Annotated in this window: 18 protein-coding genes, 1 tRNA gene and 2 pseudogenes; 18 read left to right on the top strand and 3 right to left on the bottom strand. The window is 68.9% G+C overall.

Features of this window, described 5'->3' with window-relative positions; genetic code table 11:
• The 9 genes and pseudogenes from AC2W7K_RS17165 to AC2W7K_RS17125 all read left to right on the top strand — a co-directional run.
• Positions 1 to 187: pseudogene (locus AC2W7K_RS17165) on the top strand (hypothetical protein); the annotation flags it as partial.
• Between the two features lie 142 nt (positions 188 to 329).
• Positions 330 to 2,087, top strand: a complete 1,758-nt coding sequence (locus tag AC2W7K_RS17160; protein ID WP_486006448.1) for a glycosyltransferase family protein — start codon at positions 330 to 332, stop codon at positions 2,085 to 2,087.
• 184 nt (positions 2,088 to 2,271) lie between these two features.
• A complete protein-coding gene (locus tag AC2W7K_RS17155; protein ID WP_009380979.1) occupies positions 2,272 to 2,526 on the top strand; it encodes a PspC domain-containing protein in 255 nt (84 codons plus the stop codon).
• 318 nt (positions 2,527 to 2,844) lie between these two features.
• The gene (locus tag AC2W7K_RS17150; RefSeq protein WP_486006447.1) at positions 2,845 to 3,516 is read left to right on the top strand and encodes a DeoR/GlpR family DNA-binding transcription regulator; all 672 of its coding nucleotides are present in this window, start codon (positions 2,845 to 2,847) and stop codon (positions 3,514 to 3,516) included.
• A complete protein-coding gene (pfkB, locus tag AC2W7K_RS17145) occupies positions 3,513 to 4,460 on the top strand; it encodes a 1-phosphofructokinase (RefSeq protein ID WP_009380977.1) in 948 nt (315 codons plus the stop codon). Before AC2W7K_RS17150 ends, pfkB begins: the two co-directional genes overlap by 4 nt.
• Positions 4,461 to 4,490: 30 nt before the next feature.
• Positions 4,491 to 6,634, top strand: a pseudogene (locus AC2W7K_RS17140) (fructose-specific PTS transporter subunit EIIC); the annotation flags it as partial.
• A gap of 136 nt (positions 6,635 to 6,770) precedes the next feature.
• Entirely contained in the window at positions 6,771 to 7,040 is a 270-nt protein-coding gene (locus AC2W7K_RS17135; protein WP_009380974.1) for an HPr family phosphocarrier protein, read from the top strand.
• Positions 7,037 to 8,758: a phosphoenolpyruvate--protein phosphotransferase gene (ptsP, locus tag AC2W7K_RS17130; protein WP_009380973.1), complete on the top strand. Its 1,722-nt coding sequence runs from the start codon at positions 7,037 to 7,039 to the stop codon at positions 8,756 to 8,758. The genes AC2W7K_RS17135 and ptsP overlap by 4 nt, the downstream gene beginning before the upstream one ends.
• A gap of 127 nt (positions 8,759 to 8,885) precedes the next feature.
• Complete coding sequence (locus AC2W7K_RS17125; protein WP_131247918.1) at positions 8,886 to 9,398, top strand: hypothetical protein; 513 nt, start codon at positions 8,886 to 8,888, stop codon at positions 9,396 to 9,398.
• 145 nt (positions 9,399 to 9,543) lie between these two features.
• Here the strand turns inward: AC2W7K_RS17125 and AC2W7K_RS17120 are convergent.
• Positions 9,544 to 9,619 (bottom strand) — tRNA-Lys (locus AC2W7K_RS17120).
• A gap of 214 nt (positions 9,620 to 9,833) precedes the next feature.
• Positions 9,834 to 10,772 carry a hypothetical protein gene (locus AC2W7K_RS17115; RefSeq protein WP_486006446.1) on the bottom strand — a complete coding sequence of 313 codons (939 nt, stop codon included), beginning with the start codon at positions 10,770 to 10,772 and terminating at the stop codon, positions 9,834 to 9,836.
• A 307-nt stretch (positions 10,773 to 11,079) separates the two neighbouring features.
• Here AC2W7K_RS17115 and AC2W7K_RS17110 point away from each other — a divergent pair, with 307 nt between their 5' ends.
• The 9 genes from AC2W7K_RS17110 to AC2W7K_RS17070 all read left to right on the top strand — a co-directional run bounded on the left by AC2W7K_RS17110 (position 11,080) and on the right by AC2W7K_RS17070 (position 19,722).
• A complete protein-coding gene (locus AC2W7K_RS17110) occupies positions 11,080 to 12,132 on the top strand; it encodes a DctP family TRAP transporter solute-binding subunit (RefSeq protein WP_009380400.1) in 1,053 nt (350 codons plus the stop codon).
• Entirely contained in the window at positions 12,129 to 12,761 is a 633-nt protein-coding gene (locus AC2W7K_RS17105; protein WP_486006445.1) for a TRAP transporter small permease, read from the top strand. The genes AC2W7K_RS17110 and AC2W7K_RS17105 overlap by 4 nt, the downstream gene beginning before the upstream one ends.
• Position 12,762: 1 nt before the next feature.
• On the top strand, positions 12,763 to 14,046 hold the full coding sequence (locus AC2W7K_RS17100) for a TRAP transporter large permease (protein ID WP_486006444.1): 1,284 nt from the start codon (positions 12,763 to 12,765) through the stop codon (positions 14,044 to 14,046).
• A 78-nt stretch (positions 14,047 to 14,124) separates the two neighbouring features.
• The gene (locus tag AC2W7K_RS17095; protein WP_198499660.1) at positions 14,125 to 15,285 is read left to right on the top strand and encodes a fumarylacetoacetate hydrolase family protein; all 1,161 of its coding nucleotides are present in this window, start codon (positions 14,125 to 14,127) and stop codon (positions 15,283 to 15,285) included.
• 59 nt (positions 15,286 to 15,344) lie between these two features.
• Complete coding sequence (locus tag AC2W7K_RS17090) at positions 15,345 to 16,097, top strand: GntR family transcriptional regulator (RefSeq protein WP_198499659.1); 753 nt, start codon at positions 15,345 to 15,347, stop codon at positions 16,095 to 16,097.
• The gene (locus AC2W7K_RS17085; RefSeq protein ID WP_198499658.1) at positions 16,094 to 17,116 is read left to right on the top strand and encodes an Ldh family oxidoreductase; all 1,023 of its coding nucleotides are present in this window, start codon (positions 16,094 to 16,096) and stop codon (positions 17,114 to 17,116) included. The genes AC2W7K_RS17090 and AC2W7K_RS17085 overlap by 4 nt, the downstream gene beginning before the upstream one ends.
• Before the next feature lie 44 nt (positions 17,117 to 17,160).
• Complete coding sequence (locus tag AC2W7K_RS17080; protein WP_232623704.1) at positions 17,161 to 17,748, top strand: hypothetical protein; 588 nt, start codon at positions 17,161 to 17,163, stop codon at positions 17,746 to 17,748.
• 336 nt (positions 17,749 to 18,084) lie between these two features.
• Positions 18,085 to 18,705: a DUF47 family protein gene (locus AC2W7K_RS17075; RefSeq protein WP_137825730.1), complete on the top strand. Its 621-nt coding sequence runs from the start codon at positions 18,085 to 18,087 to the stop codon at positions 18,703 to 18,705.
• Between the two features lie 3 nt (positions 18,706 to 18,708).
• Positions 18,709 to 19,722 (top strand): inorganic phosphate transporter, encoded by a 1,014-nt coding sequence (locus AC2W7K_RS17070; protein ID WP_198499657.1) that lies wholly within the window; start codon positions 18,709 to 18,711, stop codon positions 19,720 to 19,722.
• A 426-nt stretch (positions 19,723 to 20,148) separates the two neighbouring features.
• Here AC2W7K_RS17070 and AC2W7K_RS17065 read toward each other — a convergent pair whose 3' ends face one another.
• Entirely contained in the window at positions 20,149 to 20,292 is a 144-nt protein-coding gene (locus AC2W7K_RS17065; RefSeq protein ID WP_198499656.1) for a hypothetical protein, read from the bottom strand.
• Positions 20,293 to 20,634 lie beyond the last annotated feature (342 nt).

Genomic DNA, 20,634 nt, shown 5'->3' with positions numbered 1-20,634 from the left:
GGTGACCGGTGGGCTCACCCAGGCAGGGGAGGCGCTGCTCGAGGCCTTCCGCGCCGAAGCGCAGCATCGGCGCCCCGACGCCGCCGTCGTCGAAGCGGCGGGCAGTCCCCTCGACGGTGCGCTCGTCCTCGCCGACCATGTCGCCGCCGGCCGGGTGCGAGCCCAGGCCGAAGTGCTCTGGGTGTGAGGACCCCCGAGGTGGTTCCGGAATCAGCGGGGAGGAGCCGAGGTCGCATGCCCTGACAACCGGGCTTGCCGTCTCCAAGTGTTCACCTGGCCTGCACCTGCGGATCAACCCCAGGTCAGAATCCCCCCGCAGGATCAACACTGTGAGAATCAGTGGTGAACCGACCTCCGGGATCGACCGCCTCATGCGCGGCACCGATCTCCCCGTCAGGCCCAGTCTTCCCTCCGCTCTCGTCCGGACCCCTCGGACCCGGACCTCCGCCTCGGCGGACATCGAACTGCCGACCGGTGAGCGCACCCGGGCGTACCGCTTCTTCGAGGCGCTGCCGGCGCTCATCAGCTATACGGCGATCGCGCTCGTCTTCGTCCTCCCGTTCGTCGACGCGATGCTCGGCGCGGTCTACGTCCTCACCATCGTCGGCCTCACCTTCGTCCGGGCGATGCGCGGGGCCGTCGACGTCGCCCGCGGGTTCGCCCGCTACCGACGGGCCGCCCGCGTCGATTGGAGGGCCCGGCTCGTCGACCTCGAACGGGCGATGGATGGGCGTGCGCCGCTCCCGGTCCCACTCGGCGGGTTCCGTGCCGCCGAGCACCTCGCCGAGGTCACTCGGGTGCGTGCGGATCCCGCTTCGGTGATGCGCCCCTCCACGCTCATCCATGCCGTCGTCGTGGCCGCCTACAACGAACCCTTCGAGGTCATCGCGGGAACGATCCGGGCCCTCCTGCACACGTCGACCTCGCCAGGACAGATCGTCGTCTTCTTCGCCTACGAGGAGCGCGGGGGTCCGGCGATGGCGGAGACCGCCCGCCGCCTCGCCGCGGTCTACGGTGACCGGTTCCGGGCGTTCGAACTCGTCCCCCATCCCGCGGGCGTCCCCGGTGAGATCGCCGGCAAGGGCGCGAACATCACGCACGCGGGGCGGGCGCTCGCCGCCTGGGTGCGGGAGGAGGCCATCGACCCGGAGCGGGTCATCGTCACCACCCTCGACTGCGACAACATCCCGCACGAGTCGTACTTCGACTGCGTCGCCTACGAGTATGCGATCGCGCCGGACCGGGCCAGGGTCTCGTTCCAGCCGATCAGCCTCTACATCACGAACATCTGGGATGCGCCCGCGCCGTCGCGGGTGGTCGCGAGCGCGAACTGCTTCTGGAACCTCACGACGACGGTGCGGCTCTTCGCGCTGCGCAACTTCGCCTCGCACTCCCAGCCGCTGCCGGCGCTCATCGACATGGGGTTCTGGTCGACGCGGACGATCGTCGAGGACGGCCACCAGTACTGGCGCAGCTGGTTCCACTTCGACGGCGACTATCGGGTCGTGCCCGTCCACGTCCCGATCTACCAGGACGCCGTGCTCGCCGGCAGCTTCGCGCAGACGATGGTCGCACAGTTCAAGCAGCTCAGCCGCTGGTCGTACGGTGCGAGCGACGTCCCCTACGTCGGGGTGAGGGTGTTCGCCGGGGACGCCAGATCCCCGTTCTGGCCCGGATTCCTCCGCTTCCTCTCTCTGCTCGAAGGCCACGTCAGCCTCGCGACGATCTCGGTGATCATCGCCGTCGGAGGGTGGATCCCCTTCGTCGTCGCCACCCAGACCGGTCAGGCGACCGAGTTCATCGAGCGGATGCCGATGACCGTCGGTCTCGTCCAACAGCTGGGAATGATCGGGCTCATCGTCTCCGTCGTCGTCTTCCGTGCCCTGCTGCCCCCGCGCCCGGTCCACGTGCCGCCGCTGCGGAGCGTGACGATGTGGCTGCAGTGGCTGCTCTACCCGCTCACCCTTCTCGTCTTCAACTCCGGCACCGCGCTCTATTCACAGTGGTGCCTGCTCACCGGCCGGTACCGGGAGCGCTTCGACGTCACCGAGAAGGTCTCCGGAGCTGAGCTGCGCCGGACCGCGTAGTCCGGGTGTGGGGGACTCCTCGCCGAGGCGGGGGCCGGGTCCCGATGCCGATATCCCGAAGCCGAGTCCCGATGCCGGCCCTCGCCGTCACCCTCCCGGTGCTTCGCAGATTATGGGTTTCCTCAGTCGAGTCTCAGGTCTTCACCCCTGTGGGGCGGCGTGAGCGCGGCGTAGTGTCGAAGACATGAACGCGATATTCGACTCCATCCGCAAGATCGGCTTCCGCCGCGGACCCGACCGGATCGTCGGCGGCATCGCCGGGGGACTGGCGAAGGTCACGCGGCTCAACGTCTGGCTCGTGAGGATCCTCGTCCTCCTCTCCTTCCTCCTTCCCGTCGTCGGCCTCGGCGCCTACGCCGTCGTCTGGGCGATCACCCCGTGGCAGGACGGGAGCATCCCGCTCCAGCGTGCCCTCGGCGGCAGTCAGCTCGAACGGTAGGCCCGCCTCTGAGAAGCCCACGACTCGCGTGACTGCGACCGGCAGTTCCGGTCACGCGATGAGGCCCCGCGTTCCCTTGTCAGGGAGGGAACGCGGGGCCTCCTGATGTCCGCGCCCGAGCGGCACACTTCGTCGGCATTGTCCCTGCTCAGCACATCTGCGTGACACATTCCCAAAACAGATGTTGGTTTTGCTGTGTTTATGCCCGAATGTGTGAGATTATGAATCCGTGTACGCCGCCGAACGCCAACAGACCATCCTCGCCGCCGCCCGGTCGGCGGCCGAGTCGAGGTCACCGCCCTCGCTGATCAGCTCAATGTGACAGCCGAGACGATCCGGCGGGACCTCACGGTCCTCGAGCGGCGCGGACTGCTCAAGCGCATGCACGGGGGAGCGATCCCGGCCGAGGCCCTCTCTCTCGAACCGGCGCTCGAGGAGCGCATCGGCCACCGCGCCGCGGAGAAGCGGCGCCTCGCACTGCGCGCCCTCGAGGAGATCCCCGACGGCGGCAGCGTCCTCCTCGACGCGGGCACGAGCACTCTTGCGATCGCCCAGGCCCTTCCCGACGAACTGGCCCTCACCGTCGTCGCCAACAGCCCGATGATCTGCGCGGCCCTCGCGGCGAAACCGGGGATCACACTCCTCCAGCTCGGCGGTCGGGTGCGCGAGCTCACCGGTGCCGCAGTCGGACGGTGGACCACCGAGGCGCTGTCCGAGCTCACCATCGATGTCGGGTTCATCGGCACCAACGGGTTCGACGTCGACCGCGGTCTCACCACGCCTGACGAGTCCGAGGCCGCAACGAAGCGGGCCATGGTCGACGCTTGCCGTTCGTCGATCCTTGTCGCGGACTCGAGCAAAGCCGCGCAGGTCCACCTCCATCGCTTCGCAGGCATCGACGCCGTCGACCTCATCATCACGGACACCGACCTCGGCGACCAGAGCGCTGAAGAGCTGCGCGCCGCGGGACCGGAGGTCGTGACCGTATGATCGTCACCCTCACGCCGAACCCCAGTGTCGACCGTGCCGTCACCGTCGACGCGCTGCGCCGCGGCCATGTCCTGCGGGCGCACGCCTCTCGTGTCGACCCGGGCGGCAAAGGCGTCAACGTCGGTCGGGCGCTGTCCGCGATGGGTGCTGACCCTCTCGTCATCGTGCCCTCGGGCGGTCCCGAAGGCGCACTGTTCGAGACGCTGCTCGCCGAGGACGGCACCCCCACGAGGGTCGTCCCCATCGCCGAGAGCATGCGGATGAACATCAGCGTCCTCGAGCCCGGCGGGACGACGACGAAGCTCAACGAAGCCGGCCCCGCACTCACCGCCGCCGACGTCGACAGTCTGCTCGAGACCACGCTCGAGCACGCCGCCCCCGGTGTCTGGATCGCCGGCTGCGGCAGCCTCCCGCCCGGAGCACCCGCCGACCTCTACGCCGCGCTCGTGCGCGAGGCCCAGGCTCGCGGGGCCAGGGTGGCCGTCGATACCTCCGGGGCGCCCTTCGCGGCGGCCGTCGCCGCCGCACCGACGCTCATCAAGCCCAACCGCATCGAGCTCGCCGAACTCTGCGGCCGCTCCCTTGACACCCTCGGAGCTGTCATCGACACGGCGCGGGAGCTCGTGGCAGCGGGCGTCGAGAACGTCGCCGTCAGCCTCGGCCGCGACGGTGCGGTCCTCGTCACCGCCGAGGAGGCCCTCCACGCGACAGCGGTCATCACCGACCCTGTCTCCACCGTCGGAGCCGGCGACTGTATGCTCGCCGGCCTGCTGCTCGGACTCGACCAGGGTGCCGGTGCCGCGAGCGCTCTCAGCCAGGGAGTGGTGTGGGGTGCGGCCGCCGTGCGGCTCGAAGGCACCGCCGTGCCCACCCCTGCCCACCTCGTCGACATCCCGCTGTCGATCACCCGCGAGCCCGAGCTCGCCCTGCCACTGGACGACTGACTCGCCCACCGGGTCACGAAAGGAACCGCCATGCCACTGATCAATGACGAACAGGTGCTGCTCGACCTCGGCGACGCCGACCGGTCCGCGGCGACGCGGAGGCTCGCCGAGTGCCTCGTGGCCACCGGTCGCTGCACCGACCTCGACCTCTTCGTCGCCGACGTCGAGGAACGCGAGGCGAAGACCGCGACCGGCCTGCCGGGAGGCATCGCGATCCCGCACGCCCGCAGCGCCGCGATCACCGAGCCCTCGCTCGTCTTCGGCCGGACCACCGACGGCATCCCGTGGGGTGCCAAGGACGGTCCCGCCCGCCTCGTCTTCCTCATCGCGGCCCCCGCCGACGGCGGGGACGCCCACATGAAGGTCCTCCCACAGCTCGCCCGCGCTCTGATGAAGGAGGACTTCCGACAGGCGCTGCTCAACGCCGCGACCCCGGCGGAGGTCGTCGCCATCGTCGAGGAGCAGGTCCACCTCGACGATGACGCGTCCGCGACGGCTGCCACGTCGCCGACAGCCCCGGCGTCGGCCGGACCCTCGACGGCTGCCGGATCCCCGACGACGGACGGTGCCGACACCCCCGCCGAGGCGGCCGCCCCGGTTCCCGCCTCATCGCCGTCCACGGAGCCGTCGCCCACGGATCCGCCGTCCACGGAGCCGCCGTCCGCGGAAGCGAGGTCCGCCGAGTCGGCCGACCGCACCTTCCGGTTCGTCGGTGTGACCTCGTGCCCGACCGGCATCGCCCACACGTACATGGCCGCCGAATCCCTCGAGAACGCCGCCCGCGCGGCGGCCACGAGATCATCGTCGAGACGCAGGGCTCAGCCGGATCGACCCCGCTCACCGCGGCGCAGATCGCCGCGGCGGACGCCGTCATCTTCGCCCACGACGTCGAGGTGAAGGAACGGGCACGCTTCGCCGGCAAACCGACTCTCGACGTCGGCGTGAAGAAGGCGATCTCGGAGGGACCCCAGCTCATCAGCAGGGCCGCCGAACTGGCCGCAGCCGGACCGACCGAGGCCACCGCCTCGGCGATCATCGACGAACGGACCGAAGACGAGGCGACCGAACGGCTCGGATTCGGCACCAAGCTGCGGCAGTGGCTGATGACCGGTGTGTCCTACATGATCCCGTTCGTCGCCGCCGGCGGCATCCTCATCGCCGTGTCCTTCATGCTCGCGCAGATCGCCCTCGGTGAGAGCGGAGCGATCGAGATCGTCAAGTACGGCCTCGTCGGCGACGACCAGTACAACATCGCCCAGAACTTCGACCTCACCAGCCTCACCTCGTGGGCGGCTCTCGCCTACGTCATCGGTGCTGCGTCGTTCGGCTTCCTCGTGCCGATCCTCTCCGGCTACATCGCCTTCGCGATCGCCGATCGGCCGGGCCTCGTCCCGGGCATCGTCGCCGGCTCCGTCGCCGTGACGATGAATGCCGGGTTCCTCGGCGGCATCGTCACCGGTCTGCTCGCCGGGTTCGTCGCCAAATGGATCTCGAGCTGGAAGGTCCACAAGGGGGTCCGCGGCGTCATGCCCGTCGTCGTCATCCCGCTCCTCTCCACGCTCGTCACCGCAGGCCTCTTCATCACCGTGCTCGGCCGCCCGATCGTCGCGCTCATGGACGGCCTCAACGCGGGACTCGGCAGCCTCACCGGCGGCGGTGTGCTCATCCTCGGGCTCATCCTCGGCGCCATGATGGGCTTCGACCTCGGCGGCCCCGTCAACAAGGTCGCCTACGGCTTCGCCACCGCCGGACTCTCGGCGGCAGGCACCGCCATGGATGCCCCGCAGCTGAAGATCATGGCCGCGGTCATGGCGGCCGGCATGGTCGCACCGCTCGCGCTCGCCCTGGCGACGACGGTCGCTCCGAAGCTCTTCTCGGTGCCGGAGAGGGAGAACGGCAAAGCGGCCTGGCTGCTCGGAGCCTCGTTCATCTCCGAAGGCGCCATTCCATTCGCCGCCGCCGACCCGATCCGGATCATCATCGCCTCGACCATCGGGTCGTCGGCGACCGGCGCCCTCGTCATGTTCTTCGGGTCGACGCTGCTCGCACCCCACGGCGGCATCTGGGTGCTCCCGCTCATCGGCCAGCCGCTGCTCTTCGTGCTCGCCCTCGCCGTCGGCGTCGCCATCACCGCCGCCCTCGTCGTCCTGCTCAAGGCGCTCGCGGCCCGGCGCCGGCTGAGAAGGCTGCCGACAGCCTTCCCGAGGCGGCCCCGGTCGCCGCATGATCAGACCTCGCACCACCCGCACCACCCGCACCATCGCACCGCACAGTTCACGCACCACAACTCACGCACCACAAGGAGAGATCATGGCAACTCGCACCGTCACCATCGCCTCGACCGTCGGACTCCACGCTCGCCCGGCCTCGCTCTTCGTCGAAGCCGTCTCCGAATCCGGGGTCGACGTCGAGATCAGCCGCCCCGGTGAGGACGCCGTCGACGCCGGCAGCATCCTCGGCGTCATGGCCCTCGGTGCCAAGCACGGCGAAGAGGTCGTCCTCTCCGCTGAGGGTGAGGGCGCCGAGGCGGTCCTCGATCGTCTCGTCGACCTGCTCGCCACGGACATGGACGCACAATGAGCGGCCACGGCGAGGCCCTCGGCGCGCCCGCTGCGGGGGCGGAGTCGGCGACGCTCCACGGAATCGGAGTGAGCCCGGGATCCGCGTACGGGCCCGTCGTCCAGGCGGCAGCGCCGGTCGCGCCTCCCGAGGATGAGCCGGCGGCGGAGGATCCGGCGGCGGCCTCGGAGCAGGCCATCGCGAGCTTCATGCACGTCGCCGACACGCTCGATCAGAAGGCGCTGAGCGCCGATCCGACGGCCCGCGACATCCTCAAGGCTACGGCGATGATCGCCCGCGACCGGTCGCTGCACCGTGAGGTGACGAAGCGTCTCAACGCGGGGAAGGGCCCGGCAGGTGCCGTCGCCGAGGCGATCGAGGTGTTCGCGGCACAGTTCGAAGCCCTCGGCGGGTACTTCGCCGAACGCGTCACCGACCTCCGTGACGTCGGGGCCCGGGCCATCGCCGAGGTGCTCGGGAAGCCTGCGCCGGGACTGCCGACGCTGACCGAACCGAGCATCGTCGCAGCCGAGGACCTCGCGCCCGCGGAGACCGCGACGCTCGACCGTTCCCTCGTGCTCGGCATCGTCACCCGGGCCGGCGGGCTGACGAGCCACACCGCGATCCTCGCCGCGCAGATGGGGATCCCCGCCGTCGTGCAGCTGCCGGAGGCGACGGCGATCCCGATGGGCACTCCGCTGCTCATCGACGGTGGCAGCGGTGAGGTCGTCGTCCGTCCGGATCCGGAGTCCGTGGAGGCGCAGCGGCAGCGTCGTGAACGACGTGCGGCAGCGCTCGCCGAGGTGAGCGGTCCGGGTGCGACATCCGACGGTCACCGGGTGGCGGTGCTGGCCAACATCGGGGGAGTCGATGACGCGGAGCTCGCCGGCGCCGAGGATGTCGAAGGGGTCGGTCTCTTCCGCACCGAATTCGTCTTCCTCTCCGCTGTCAGCGCCCCGAGTGTTGAGGAGCAGACGGAGATCTATCGGAAGGTGTTCGCCCCGTTCGCGGGTCGTCGCGTCGTCGTGCGCACCCTCGATGCGGGTGCCGACAAGCCGCTCGCGTTCGCTGACCTGGGGCCGGAGGAGAATCCGGCGCTCGGGCGACGGGGTCTGCGTCTGTCCCAGGCGAGGCCGGATGTGCTCACGGCTCAGCTCGAAGCGCTCGCGGCTGCGGCGGAGGCGACGGGTGCCGATGTCAGGGTCATGGCCCCGATGGTCTCGACCGCGGCGGAGGCCCGATGGTTCGCAGACCAGGTGCGGGCCAACGGTCTCGCCTCGGCGGGCGTGATGATCGAGGTGCCTGCGGCGGCGCTGCGTGCCCGACAGGTGCTTCAGGCCGTCGACTTCGGCAGTCTCGGGACGAACGACCTCGCGCAGTACACGATGGCGGCCGACCGGATGGAAGGCGAGCTCTCGGAGCTGCTCGACCCATGGCAGCCTGCCGTGCTGTCGATGATCGCCGCAGCCGCCGACGGTGCGAAGGCCGCTGGCAAGCCGCTCGGTGTCTGCGGGGAGTCCGCGGGTGATCCGCTGCTCGCGCTCGTCCTCGTCGGTTTGGGAATCACGAGCCTGTCGATGGCTCCGGGCAAGGTCGGTGCCGTGAGGCTGGCATTGCGGAGCCATGCGTTCGACGACTGTCGTGCCCTCGCCGAGGCGGCGCTCGCCGCCGAGTCGCCGGAGGAAGCCCGCGAAGCCGTTCGCGCAGGCGCGGCACCCGAACTGCTCGACCTGCTCTGAGACGGCTCAGCCGGGGTCGGCGGCCACCGTGTGGTGGGCGTCGTCGAGAGTGGTCGGTTCGCCGCGCAATAAGAGTTTCATTGGATTTGTCACATTCGGGACGATGCGAATGTGGTCTGATTGCGACATGCGCGAAAAGATGACAGTGACGTTTGAAACACTGCTGAACGGTTACATCGACGCACACCTCCGTTTCGAAACAGCAAGGCGTACCCAGAGTGCTGAAGCAACATTCCTCCCGCTTTTCGAAGCACTTAACTGGGCCGTTGTGATGGATGATCATATCGTTCATCACTGGAAGCCTGGGGGTGAGTTGCTGAAATACCGATGGAGAGATCTCCTGGAAGTAGAAGAGCGCGCGACAATCAGAGGAATCCGCTTCGCGAGGAACCGGGTTCACCACCAGTGGGCCGACGCTCTCCAGCTCAACACAGGCGGGTTTCAGTTCCCAATTGTGTTCCCCATGGTGACCCATGAGTGGTCTTGGGTGTCTGCCGATGTGATCCCACTCAGTAAGAAAGATGACCAGAATCGGGGCATTGACGAGTACCGATCGGAATTGCAGGGGCGGCTCGCCCGACGCTCTCTTGCAGTGCTCGAGCAGGTCTATCGGAAGATGGCTTCGGAGTACCTGAAGTAGAGCGACAATCCAGCCTTGGGGCGACCACGCCTCTTCGGTGAATGCAGGCAGGCCTGTGTGACATTCCAGTAAGTCTCCACAGCGAACGCAGTCTATGAACGAGAGCGCCCCACCAGAGTTTTTCCTGGTGAGGCGCTTATTCCTATGGTGGGCCCCGTGGGGATCGAACCCACGACCCGCGGATTAAAAGTCCGCTGCTCTACCAACTGAGCTAGAGGCCCGGTCCCAACAGATCGGCATGGGCGTGCGCCCGGAAGCTGCTGTTGGAGACTCCCCAATACTAGGGCCAGACCAGGCGTTCGCTCAAACCCGAAAGGGTGCCCCTCGCAGTCCGAGAGGGTGCCCCACGCAGTTCGCGGGACACCCTCTCGATCCGGCAACGGCGTCAGCGGCGACCGCGGTCACCACCGCGCACTGACCGCCGCCTGCGAAACCTCAGCGACCGATCTCCTTCGACGGCTTCGTCGAATCCGAGACCGACGAGTCCGAATCGTACTTCGTCGCATCGTGCTCGACGCCCTCGTCGACGACCTCGCCGTCGACGGAGTCCTTGTCCTTCTTCCGCACCAGCGCGGCAACGTGCTGCAGTGTTCCCAGCAGCTTGTTGTCGCTCTTCGGTGCCACATACTGCGGGTCGGTCTCGAGCGGGAAGACCGTCGGCGCTGCACCGAACGCGGTCTTAGACTCGTTGGCGACCTTGCGCGACATCTGCGCATTGACGACACCGCCGATGACCGCGCCGATGCCGAACGGTAGCAGACGACCGAACAGCGATCCGCCGGCCTTCGCAGCGAACTTCCGGATGAACGTCTTCCGCAGCTTCCGCAGCAGCAGGTCGACGACCGGCGCCGGCAGCTGCTTCGTCAGGGTCGCACCCCAATCGCCGAGGAGCGCCTCCGGCCCCACGGACTTCTTCCCGAACCGCTGGACGAGGTTCTTCCCGTCCTGTCCGAGCATGAGCCCGAGCACCAGCGCATTCGCCCGCGCCGGATCGTTGACCGGCAGACCGTGGATCTCCGAGATCGCCTGCGCGAACAGCGCCGTGAGCTCGAGGAACCCGGCCGTCTCAGCCGTCGCCACACCGAGCGTAGCCATCGTCCCGATGCCGGGCACCGCAGCCGTCGCACCCACAGCGGCACCACCGGTCGTCGCAAGTGCTAGATAGCGCTTGCGGATGATCGCGACGAGCTCCTCAGGGGTGGCATCCGGATTCCGCCTGCGCAGCGAACGCACATAGGCCAGCACGACGGGCCGCTGCACCGACAGCAGCTTGGACAGCGCCGACTGCGCACGCGGGTTCAAGGACCCATCGTCGTTGATCGCAAGCTTCGTCGCCTTGCCGAGACCCTTCTGCACCATTGTCTGTTTCGCCACGGGAGCTCCTCCTCGTTCACTGTCTTCACGGGCCGATTCTTCAGCCCGGATCCGAGATCATTTTAGTAGGGCACGCTGTGATTTTCGTACAAGCAGCCGAGCATTTGCTGACCGAACATCGAGACCGGGTCGAGGCCAGAGCGGGATCAGGTCTGGTCTCGCCCGCACCCCGAGGGTTGTGTCCGTTACATCTAAACTATATGATTCTGGCAAAAGCTATACATTCCGGCTCCTGGGTGTCCCGCCCATCAGCTTGTCACAACGTCGTGACGCCCCACACCGCGGTGGGGCGGTCTGAGGGGAATCCATGAAGAAGCGTCTGACCGCCATGATCGGAGCCGGCCTGTCCGCGCTCACGCTCACCGGCTGTGCGATGTTCCAACCCGTCGACGTCGACCGCGCCGCCACCGAGGCGGTCGACCCCAACGCCATCACTCTGCGCTTCGGCAACGTCTACGAAGCCAGCCACCCCGTGAACTCGTGCGGCCTCGAACCGATGAAGGAAGAGCTCGCAGCCAAGGGCTTCAACGTCCTCATCTACCCCGCCGCGCAGATCGGCAGCGAAGCCGAGATGGTCGAACAGGTCGCCACCGGTGCCCTCGACTTCGTCAACAGCGGCCCCTCCTTCCTCGGCGCCTGGTATCCCGAAGCCGCCGTCCTCGACGGCGCCTACCTCGCCGCCGATGCCGCCGAACTCCAAGCCGCGACGACCGGTGACATCATGACCGGGGTCTTCGACCGCATGGCCGCCGAGACCGACCTCCGCGTCGTCAGCAACTTCTACTACGGTGCCCGCCAGGTCACCGCCAACAAACCCGTGCGCACCCCCGCCGACCTCAACGGACTGAAGATCCGCACACCCGACGCACCCCTCTACCTCACGACGCTCGACATCATGGGCGCCACCGCCACCCCGATGGCCCTGAGCGAGGTCTACCTCGGCCTCCAGCAGAACACGATCGACGCCCAGGAGAACCCGATCCCGACGATCGCCTCGGCGAAGTTCTACGAGGTCCAGGACTACATCAGCATCACCGAGCACATCGTCCAGGGCGTCTACCTCGTCGGCAATCAGCGCCTGCTCGACAGCATGGACCCTGCCAAGCGCGACATCCTCACCCAGGCCATCGACGACGCCCGCGTCCGCGTCGAGGAGTGCACCGTCAAACAGGAGAAGGAGATCCTCGCCGACTGGAAGAAGACCGGCGAGATCACCGTCGTCGACGACGTCGACATCGACGCCTTCCGCGACCTCGTCGCGAAGGAACTGCCCAACCGGGTGACCTGGGGTGACACCTACCTCGCCGTGAAGAAATCCCTCGAAGACGCCCGCGCCGAGGCGGGGGAGGAGAACCGATGAACCCCACCGACCCAGCCCCCGCCGACCCGAACCGCTCGAACCCCGACCCCACCTCCGTCGCCAGCATCGCCGACGCCGAGGCGACCCTGGCCTTCGAGCAGGACTCGTTCGAGAGGCGCAGCACCCTCTACCGCTGGGCGATCGGCCTCGAACGCACGATCGGCATCCTGCTCATGGTCGGCGTCTTCGTCCTCGTCCTCCTCCAGGTCGTCACCCGCTACGTCTTCGACTCGCCCCTGTCGTGGACCGAGGAGGTCGCCCGCCTCACCCTCGTGTGGCTGACCTTCATCGCCGCGGCCTTCGTCAGCTCCCGCCGCTCGCACATCACCGTCGACCTCATCGCCACCGTCGTCCCGCCCCGGGTGGGCCGGGTGATCGGGACCTTCGCCCGCCTCGTCGTCCTCGCCGTCTCCGCGTTCATGGCCGTCGCCGGGATCATGATGGTCGACATCGTGGCAGCGATCGCGATGCCCGCCTCCGGACTGCCGACCGCCCTGCTCTACCTCGCCGCGACGATCGGCTTCATCCTCATCTTCATCCACACGATCATAGAATTCGTCATGGTCGCCAAGCACCCGGACGAGAACCCCGACACCGTTGACACCGCAGCCCACATGGAAGGCCTCTGACATGACCCTCATCCTCATGCTGGCCGCCCTCCTCGTCCTCCTCGCCCTGCGCGTGCCCGTCGGCATCGCCCTCCTCGTCCCCTCGATCATCTACATCGCCATCGACCCGTCCTCAAGTCCCGCGCTCGCCGTCCAGCAGGCGACCTCCGGCGTCTTCGACTTCGCGATCCTCGCCGTGCCGATGTTCATCCTGCTCGGCAACCTCGCGAACATCTCCGGCGCCACCGACCGCCTCCACGACGCCGCCGTCGCAGCGATCGGCCACGTCCGCGGTTCGCTCGGCTACGTCAACATCCTCACGAGCTTCGGCTTCTCCTGGGTCTCCGGCGCCGCGATCTCCGATGCCGCGGCGATGGGCCGCATCCAGGTGCCCGCGATGATCCGCCGCGGCTACCCCGTCGGCTTCTCCCTCGGCGTCACCGGCGCCTCCTCCCTCATCGCGCCGATGATGCCGCCCTCGATTCCCGCGATCATCTACGCCGTGACCGCGGGGGTCTCCGTCGGCGCGCTCTTCGTCGCCGGCATCGTCCCCGCAGTCCTCCTCGTCGTCCTCCTCAGCATCATGTGCTGGTTCCTCACCCGCGGCCGCGAGGACCTCCGCCTGCCCAAGGCCTCCCGCGCCACCCGCCTCAAGTCCGGTCTGCGCGCCCTGCCCCCGGTCGGGGCCGCCGTGGTCATCCTCGGCGGCATCCTCTCCGGCATCTTCACCCCCACCGAGGCGAGCGCCGTGGGCGTGGCCTACATCGGCATCCTCGCGATCGTCTACGGCAACTTCACGTGGCCGAAGGTCAAACACGCCCTCGTCACCGCCGTCGAGACGACCGGCGGGATCCTCATCATCGTCGCCGGCGCCGCCCTCTTCGGCTGGGTCCTCGCCCGCGAACAGGCACCCCAGCTCGCCGCCGAGGTGCTCCTGTCCATCACCGACCGCCCCATCGTCTTCCTCATCCTCGTCAACCTCCTCCTGCTCATCATCGGATGCGTCCTCGAACCCACCTCGGCGATCCTCATCCTCGTCCCCGTCCTCCTCCCCGTCGCCGAGGTGTTCGGACTCAGCCCCGTCCACTTCGGCATCATGATCATCTTCAACCTCCTCATCGGCCTGCTCACCCCACCCGTGGGCCTCGTCCTCTTCGTCCTGTCCTCGGTGACGAAGTACCCGGTGACAACGGTGATCAGGGGAACGATGCCGTTCTTCATCCCGATGCTCATCACCCTCATCCTCATCTCCGTCGTCCCGTTCCTCAGCCTGTGGCTGCCGAGTCTCCTCGGCTACGCCGTCTGACCGTCCACCCCGCCAGAGAGGTTCCCTTCCCGTGTCACTTCCCATCGTCGTCTCCGCTCGCCGAGGAGGTCGTCCGTCGTGAGCCTCCGTGACCTCCTTCCCGCCGAGGCGACCGGCACCTTCCTCGGACGCGTGTCCGCTCCCGGACGCCCGGCTCCCGTTCCCGTCCTCGTCACCGGCGACGAGGTCCGCGACGCCTCCCGCATCGACGTCACGGTCGCCGGGATCCTCGACCACCCGGAGGCGACCGACCGACTCGCCGCACTGACCTCGCACCCGGCCGAGTGGTCGATCGATGACATCGTCACCCCCGCCGAGGCGGTCGCCGGGGCCGCTGACCGCCCCGTCCTCCTCGCCCCGATCGATCTCCAGGTCATCAAGGCCTGCGGGGTGACCTTCGCCGGTTCGATGATCGAACGCCTCATCGAGGAGCGCTGCGACGGCGACCCGACCCGCGCCGAGGCGGTGCGGACCGAACTCGCCGCAGCCGTCACCGCCGACCTCGCCGCGATCCGCCCGGGTTCGGCCGAGGCCGCCCGGCTGAAGGCCGCGCTCGTCGCGAAGGGCTGGTGGTCCCAGTACCTCGAGGTCGGTCTCGGCCCCGACCCCGAGGTGTTCACGAAGGGCCCCGTGCTCTCGGCCGTCGGCTCCGGCGACACCGTCGGGATCCCCGCCTTCTCCGCGTGGTCGAACCCCGAACCCGAACTCGTCCTCGTCGCCGACTCCCACGGCCGGGTCCACGGGGTGACGATGGGCAACGACGTCAACCTCCGCGACGTCGAGGGCCGCAGCGCGCTGCTGCTCGGCATGGCCAAGGACAACAACCGCTCGACCGCGCTCGGCCCGCTCATCCGCCTCTTCGACGCGACCTTCGACCTCGCTGACGCGCGCGGCCTCGACCTCACCCTCACCGTCACCGGCGACGACGGATACACGCTGTCGGGCATCAACTCCGTGAGCGCACTCAGCCGCTCCTTCGAGGAGCTCCTCGCCGCCGCCCACGGCCCCCACCACCAGTACCCCGACGGGTTCGTCCTCTTCACCGGCACCCTCTTCGCCCCGACCGCCGACCGCGGGGAGGACGGGCTGGGATTCACCCTCCGCCTCGGCGATGTCGTGACGATCACCAGCGATCGCCTGGGCAGCCTGACGAACGTCGTCGGACGGTGCGAGGAGCTTCCCACCTGGGACTACGGCATTCGCTCCCTCCTTCGTGACCTCGCCTCGGGACAGCGATAGTGTCGGTGATGACAGGAGCGGGGACGGACGTCGCCAGCGCGTCGGGGAAGGATGTCGAGATGACCGGACGGGACACGGCCGCGGAATCCACCGTCTACGCGAGGATCAGATCGATGATCCTCGACGGCACCGTGCCGCCCGGTGAGCGGATCACGATCGACCGCATGGCCCGTGAGCTCGGGGTGTCCCAGACGCCGGTGCGCGAGGCGATGCAGCGCCTCGAGGGCGACCGGCTCGTGCGCACCCGGCACCCGCGCGGGTACGCGACGACCCCGCTGCTCAGCCGCCGCGACCTCGAGATGATGATCGAGATGCGGCTGCTCCTCGAACCGTGGGCCGCGAAGGTCGTCGCCGCGGACCGGGGATCGAACCCGGGGCGCGCCCTGTGCGAGGAGATCAGCGATTTCCGCGCGGGCTTCGGTGCCGCCGACTGGAAGCAGGAGCTCTCGCAGCATGACACGCGCTTCCACACCCGCATCCTCGAGGCGACCGGCAACAGCTTCCTCCTCGACGCGTATCGGCAGATGCACCCGCACCTCCACCTCTTCCGCCTCTTCCCCGGCGACCCGCACGGCACGGACACGGTGACCGAACATGCCGAGATCGCCCAGGCCATCGCCGACTGCGACCCGCAGGCGGCGGAGGAGGCGATGCGCACCCACATCCTCCGCGCGCTCGAACGGTTCTCCGCGAGCACCGCGGACGCAGCGCCCGGACGGGAGCCCGCGGACGCAGCGCCCGGGCGGGAACCCGCGGCGGCGCGCTCCCACGTCCTCGGGGCCGGGGCCTGTGAACCGGACGGCGGCTCATGAGATTCGGTGTCGATTCCCTCACCGACTTCGCCGCCTCCGCCCTGAGCGCCTGCGGGGTACCTGGCGCCGACGCCGCGCTGACCGCCCGCTCGCTCGTCCAGGCCGATCAGCGCGGCATCCACTCCCACGGCCTGCTGCGCCTCCCGCTCTACGTCAGCGCGCTCACCGCCGGAGGGATCGCGGCGCAGCCCCAGGTCGCCTTCGTCCGGGACAACGGCGCCTCTGCCGTCCTGAACGGCGGCAGCGGCCTCGGCCAGGTCGTCATGCAGACCGCCGTCGACTGGACCTTCGAGAGGGCCCCGGAGCACGGGGTGAGCTGCGTGGCCGTGGAGAACTCGAGCCATTACGGGGCCGGCGCGTTCTGGACCGACCAGCTGGCGGCACGCGGCATCTTCAGCATGCTCACCTCGACGACCGGCCCGACCGTGGCCGTCCACGGCGGGAGCGCGAAGGTCATCGGGACGAACCCGCTCACCCTGGCCGCCCCGACCGCCGACGGCGAGCCGCTCACCGTCGACATGGCCACCTCGGCGGGGGCCTTCGGCAAGGTCATCGCCGCCCGCAACGCCGGACGCGACATCCCCGCCGGCTGGGCCGTCGACGCCGAGGGACGACCGACGACGGACCCGGCCGCCGCCGCCGAAGGCGCGCTCGTGCCCTTCGGCGGCCACAAGGGGTCGGGACTCGCGGTGCTGCTCGAGGCGCTGAGCGGAGCACTGACCGGCGCGACGTTCGCCCACGAGACGCAGGACATCTGGGACAACCCCGCCTCGGCGATGAACAACGGCCACCTCCTCATCGCGCTCGACGCCGCGGCGTTCAACGGCCGTGAGACCGCCGAGGCGAAGGTGAGCGCCCTCGGCGCCGCGATCCGGGACTCCGGCGCCGGCGTGCGCCTGCCCGGCGAGATCGAACACGAGACCGAAGCAGCTCAGGCCGAGAGCCTCGACCTCGACGAGTCCACCGCCGCGGCGCTCACCGCGCTCGCCGACCAACTCGGCCTCACCCGACCGCAGTGACGCCCCTACCCGTGCCCAGCCGCGGCGACTAGACTGCACGCACGATGAATGAACGCCCGTATCACCGCCCCGTGCCCCTCGCCGATCTCGACGCCGTGAGCGACCCGAGCGACCCGGTCACCCGCTCGGAGACCTCACATGCCACCGCCGCGCTCCTCCTCGGCGACTGCCGCGGCAACCGCGACGAAGCCGCGACGAGGCGGTTCATCGACCTCGCCGACGACATCGGCCTCGAAGTCATCGCCGAGATGTGGTCCGCGGCCCCCGCGGTCTCTGCCCCCGGCGCGCTGTGGCGCCTCTACGCCCTGCGGGAGTGGATCGTCACCGCACCCCGCGAGGTCGCCGACCTCTTCGACCTCGGTCTGCGCCGCACCACCGAGGGCATCGGCCTCACGGAGATCCTCGCCGGCGTCGAGGTGCCCGCCGGACCCGACGAGGTGGCGCGCGCGATCGACGAGATCCTCGCCGGCGCGTTCCGCGGCGACGTCGTCATCGCCCTGCTGCGGGCGGGCGCCTTCGTCGGCATCTGCGCGGCCGGTGCGAACGACCCGGACACCCGCACCCGCCTGCAGCAGCTGTCGAAGGACCTCGGCGACGCGGGCATGGCCCGCCGCCACGGCGGACTCGAGTGACACCCGAGGTCAGGGGTGCGCGGGACTGAGGCGTCGCCTCGGCGGGGGAGTCCTGCTACCCGCCTGAATGACGATGCTGAGTCCCGAGATCAGCCGTCCGGAACTGTGAGATTTTTCAACGTCGTCCGGGTAGACGCACGGCGAGGAAGCGGTATCGTGGGAAGCGGCCCTCGGGCCAACCGGACGTTGGATCGTTGAAGCCCCGGGCTCCAACCTCAGCCGCTTCGAGCGGCCTATCGCCGAGAGGCGCTCTCGGTTCAGCGTCCGGGTCATAACTTCACCACAGAGCATTGGCGCGACATGCACACCGTCCGGCGGCGGGGCAGGAGGAATCGCATGCGGCTGCGACGGGTACCGCAGGACACCGTGTTCTACGAGCGGATGGCCGATCTCGTCGGACAGATGCGGCAGTGCAATCTCGTCCTCGCCGAACTCTCCGGCTCCGATGTCGGGCAGCGTCGTGAAGTCGCCGACCAGCTCCGGGAGATCGGCGATCGGGCCGATGAGGACATGGGTGCGGTGCTGCGGGCGCTGCGCGAGAACTACATCACCCCGTTCGACCGCTACGATCTCTACCTCCTGTGCCATCACATGCGCGAGATCTGCCATCTCCTCCACGGGGCCGGATTCGTCCTCGCCTCGGAAGCTTTCGACACTCTGCCCTCGGGTGTGCTCGAGACCCTGGCCGTCCTGTCGAACCAGACCGACCACACCTCGCGGATGGTGTCGAAGCTGCCGGGCAAACTCGACCAGTGGGACTACGTCGACGCGATCAACCGGCTCACCCACCAGGTCGAGACCCTCCAGTGGCGGATGTCCGACGCCGTGCCGAACTCGAAGCGCGGCCTCACCTACATGGCCGCGGTGTCCCAGCTCGGGCAGGCGTTCGTCCGCGCCGCCCACGGCTTCACCGAACTCGGCAAGGTCGTCGCCTCGATCGCGATCAAGGAATCCTGATCCGTGGAGCTGCTCTTGGCGGGTGTCATCGTCGCCGCGGTGATCTTCGCCGGGTCCAACGGGTTCCATGATGCGGCGCTGACGATCGGCAACGCCGTCGTCGGACGGGCACTCAGCCCGAAATGGGCGCTCGGACTCGCGGTCGTCTTCAACTTCATCGGCGCCCTCCTCGGTGAGGGCATCGCCATCGTCGTCGCCAACCAGATCGTCCAGTTCGCCGGTGCCGCCGACGCCATCCTCCTGTGCATCCTCATCGCCTTCGTCTCCGCGACGGCGTGGAGTCTCTTCACGTACTGGCTCGCCCTGCCGGTGTCCTCGACGCACTGCCTCATCGGCGGACTCATCGGCGCCGGCATCGTCCTGGGGTTCGCCCTCGACATGCGCGAGGCCTTCGACTCCGTCGTGCTCCCGCTGCTCCTCTCACCGCTCCTCGGCTTCCTCCTCGCCTGGGCGCTCACCGTGCTGCTGTCGAAGATCTTCGCCTCGACCCCATCGAAGCCGCTCTTCCGCAGCGCCCGGATGGTCGACTCGGTGCTCACCTGCTCGCTCTCGCTCGTCCACGGCGTGCAGGACGCACAGAAGACGGCGGCCCTCGTCATGGTCGCCATCGTCGCCGTCCAGACCGCACCGGGGGAGAGGGTCGACGTCATCGACATCTCGTGGCCGGTGCGCATCATCATCGCGCTCGCGCTGGCGCTCGGCACCGGATTGAGCGGCTGGCGGGTCGTGCGCACGCTCTCGGTGCGGATGGCGAAGCTCGACCCGGTCAAGTCCGTCGCCGCCGACGGTGCCGCCGCCGTGCTCATGTACATCGCGGCCCTCATCATGCGGGTGCCGGTGTCGCTGACCTTCGTGCTCGGGTCGGCGATCCTCGGCACGCAGTACGCGGGCCGGAAGGGGCATCCGCGCGCCCGCTACTTCGTCCCGATGTTCGGGGTATGGCTGCTGACGATCCCCGCCGCCGCGCTGCTCGCGATCGTCATCGGGCTCATCGTCAAGGTCTCCATCGGGACGTGAGGGTTTTCGTCTGAACGTCAGGGTCTCCGTCGGGGCGTGAGGGTTTTCGTCTGAACGTCAGGGTCTCCGTCGGGGCGTGAGGGTTTTCGTCTGAACGTCAGGGTTTCGGCAGTGACGTGACGGTTTTCATCTGAACGTCAGGGTTTCGGCAGTGACGTGACGGTTTTCATCTGAACGTCAGAGTCTCGGCAGTGACGTGACGGTTTTCATCTGAACGTCAGAGTCTCGGCAGTGACGTGACGGCTCGGGGTCCGCAACACGCGGCTGACGGAGTACCGCCAGCCGCACTGTTGGGGATGGACTGCCGGGTGTCCCGCCGATCTCAGCGGCTGCGATGACAGCCGCTGAGGCCAGTGGGCCGGCGAGGGGAAGGTGTGGCCGACAGAGCCGCAGCCGATCCACCCGTCGACGGCGACCCTGCCGGAATCAGTGGGGCGTCGCGGTCCGCCGCCCGAGCACGAGCGCGGAGACGGCCACCGTCGCAGCGAGGACGGCAGCGGCTCCGAGGACGCCGCCGACGAGCTCGATGAGGATACGCGTCGGGCGGTTGAGTGCAGGAGCCGCGGTCATGGTGTTCCCTCCGATGGCGGTGCGATGGTGTCAGGGGTTCGGAGCCGTCCCCGATCCGGATGGGCCGAATTGGGAGGAAAACCTGTCGGGTGCGCGGGGCAGCTGTGTCGGGCACCTCGAGGGAAGCCGATGGACGCACTGGGGATGCCGTGCCGGACACCCTCGACGGAAGCCGTGCCGGACGCCTTGGGGCGACGTCCGGTCCGACGTCCGAGGCCGACGTCTGGTCCGACGTCCGGGCCTCCCCGAGGTGGATCCCGCTCGATTCTCGCGCGCGATATCGAGCGGGATCCACCTCGGGGAACGTCGCTGCGCCGCCCGCGGACCCCGCCCCCGCCCCGG

The sequence above is a fragment of the Brevibacterium sp. LAARM2_SD2 genome, from assembly GCF_057364785.1.
Note: the sequence above shows the minus strand (reverse complement) of the source record. Positions and strands in the feature narration are given on the sequence as shown.

What these genes read in the sequence shown, in the direction of transcription:
- AC2W7K_RS17100 (WP_486006444.1), top strand. Translation starts at nt 12,763, where the DNA reads ATGACCCTCATCCTCATGCTGGCCGCCCTCCTCGTCCTCCTCGCCCTG.
- AC2W7K_RS17090 (WP_198499659.1), top strand. Translation starts at nt 15,345, where the DNA reads ATGACCGGACGGGACACGGCCGCGGAATCCACCGTCTACGCGAGGATC.
- ptsP (WP_009380973.1), top strand. Translation starts at nt 7,037, where the DNA reads ATGAGCGGCCACGGCGAGGCCCTCGGCGCGCCCGCTGCGGGGGCGGAG.
- AC2W7K_RS17135 (WP_009380974.1), top strand. Translation starts at nt 6,771, where the DNA reads ATGGCAACTCGCACCGTCACCATCGCCTCGACCGTCGGACTCCACGCT.
- AC2W7K_RS17080 (WP_232623704.1), top strand. Translation starts at nt 17,161, where the DNA reads ATGAATGAACGCCCGTATCACCGCCCCGTGCCCCTCGCCGATCTCGAC.
- pfkB (WP_009380977.1), top strand. Translation starts at nt 3,513, where the DNA reads ATGATCGTCACCCTCACGCCGAACCCCAGTGTCGACCGTGCCGTCACC.
- AC2W7K_RS17105 (WP_486006445.1), top strand. Translation starts at nt 12,129, where the DNA reads ATGAACCCCACCGACCCAGCCCCCGCCGACCCGAACCGCTCGAACCCC.
- AC2W7K_RS17110 (WP_009380400.1), top strand. Translation starts at nt 11,080, where the DNA reads ATGAAGAAGCGTCTGACCGCCATGATCGGAGCCGGCCTGTCCGCGCTC.
- AC2W7K_RS17075 (WP_137825730.1), top strand. Translation starts at nt 18,085, where the DNA reads ATGCGGCTGCGACGGGTACCGCAGGACACCGTGTTCTACGAGCGGATG.
- AC2W7K_RS17155 (WP_009380979.1), top strand. Translation starts at nt 2,272, where the DNA reads ATGAACGCGATATTCGACTCCATCCGCAAGATCGGCTTCCGCCGCGGA.
- AC2W7K_RS17125 (WP_131247918.1), top strand. Translation starts at nt 8,886, where the DNA reads ATGCGCGAAAAGATGACAGTGACGTTTGAAACACTGCTGAACGGTTAC.
- AC2W7K_RS17085 (WP_198499658.1), top strand. Translation starts at nt 16,094, where the DNA reads ATGAGATTCGGTGTCGATTCCCTCACCGACTTCGCCGCCTCCGCCCTG.
- AC2W7K_RS17065 (WP_198499656.1), bottom strand. Translation starts at nt 20,292, where the DNA reads ATGACCGCGGCTCCTGCACTCAACCGCCCGACGCGTATCCTCATCGAG.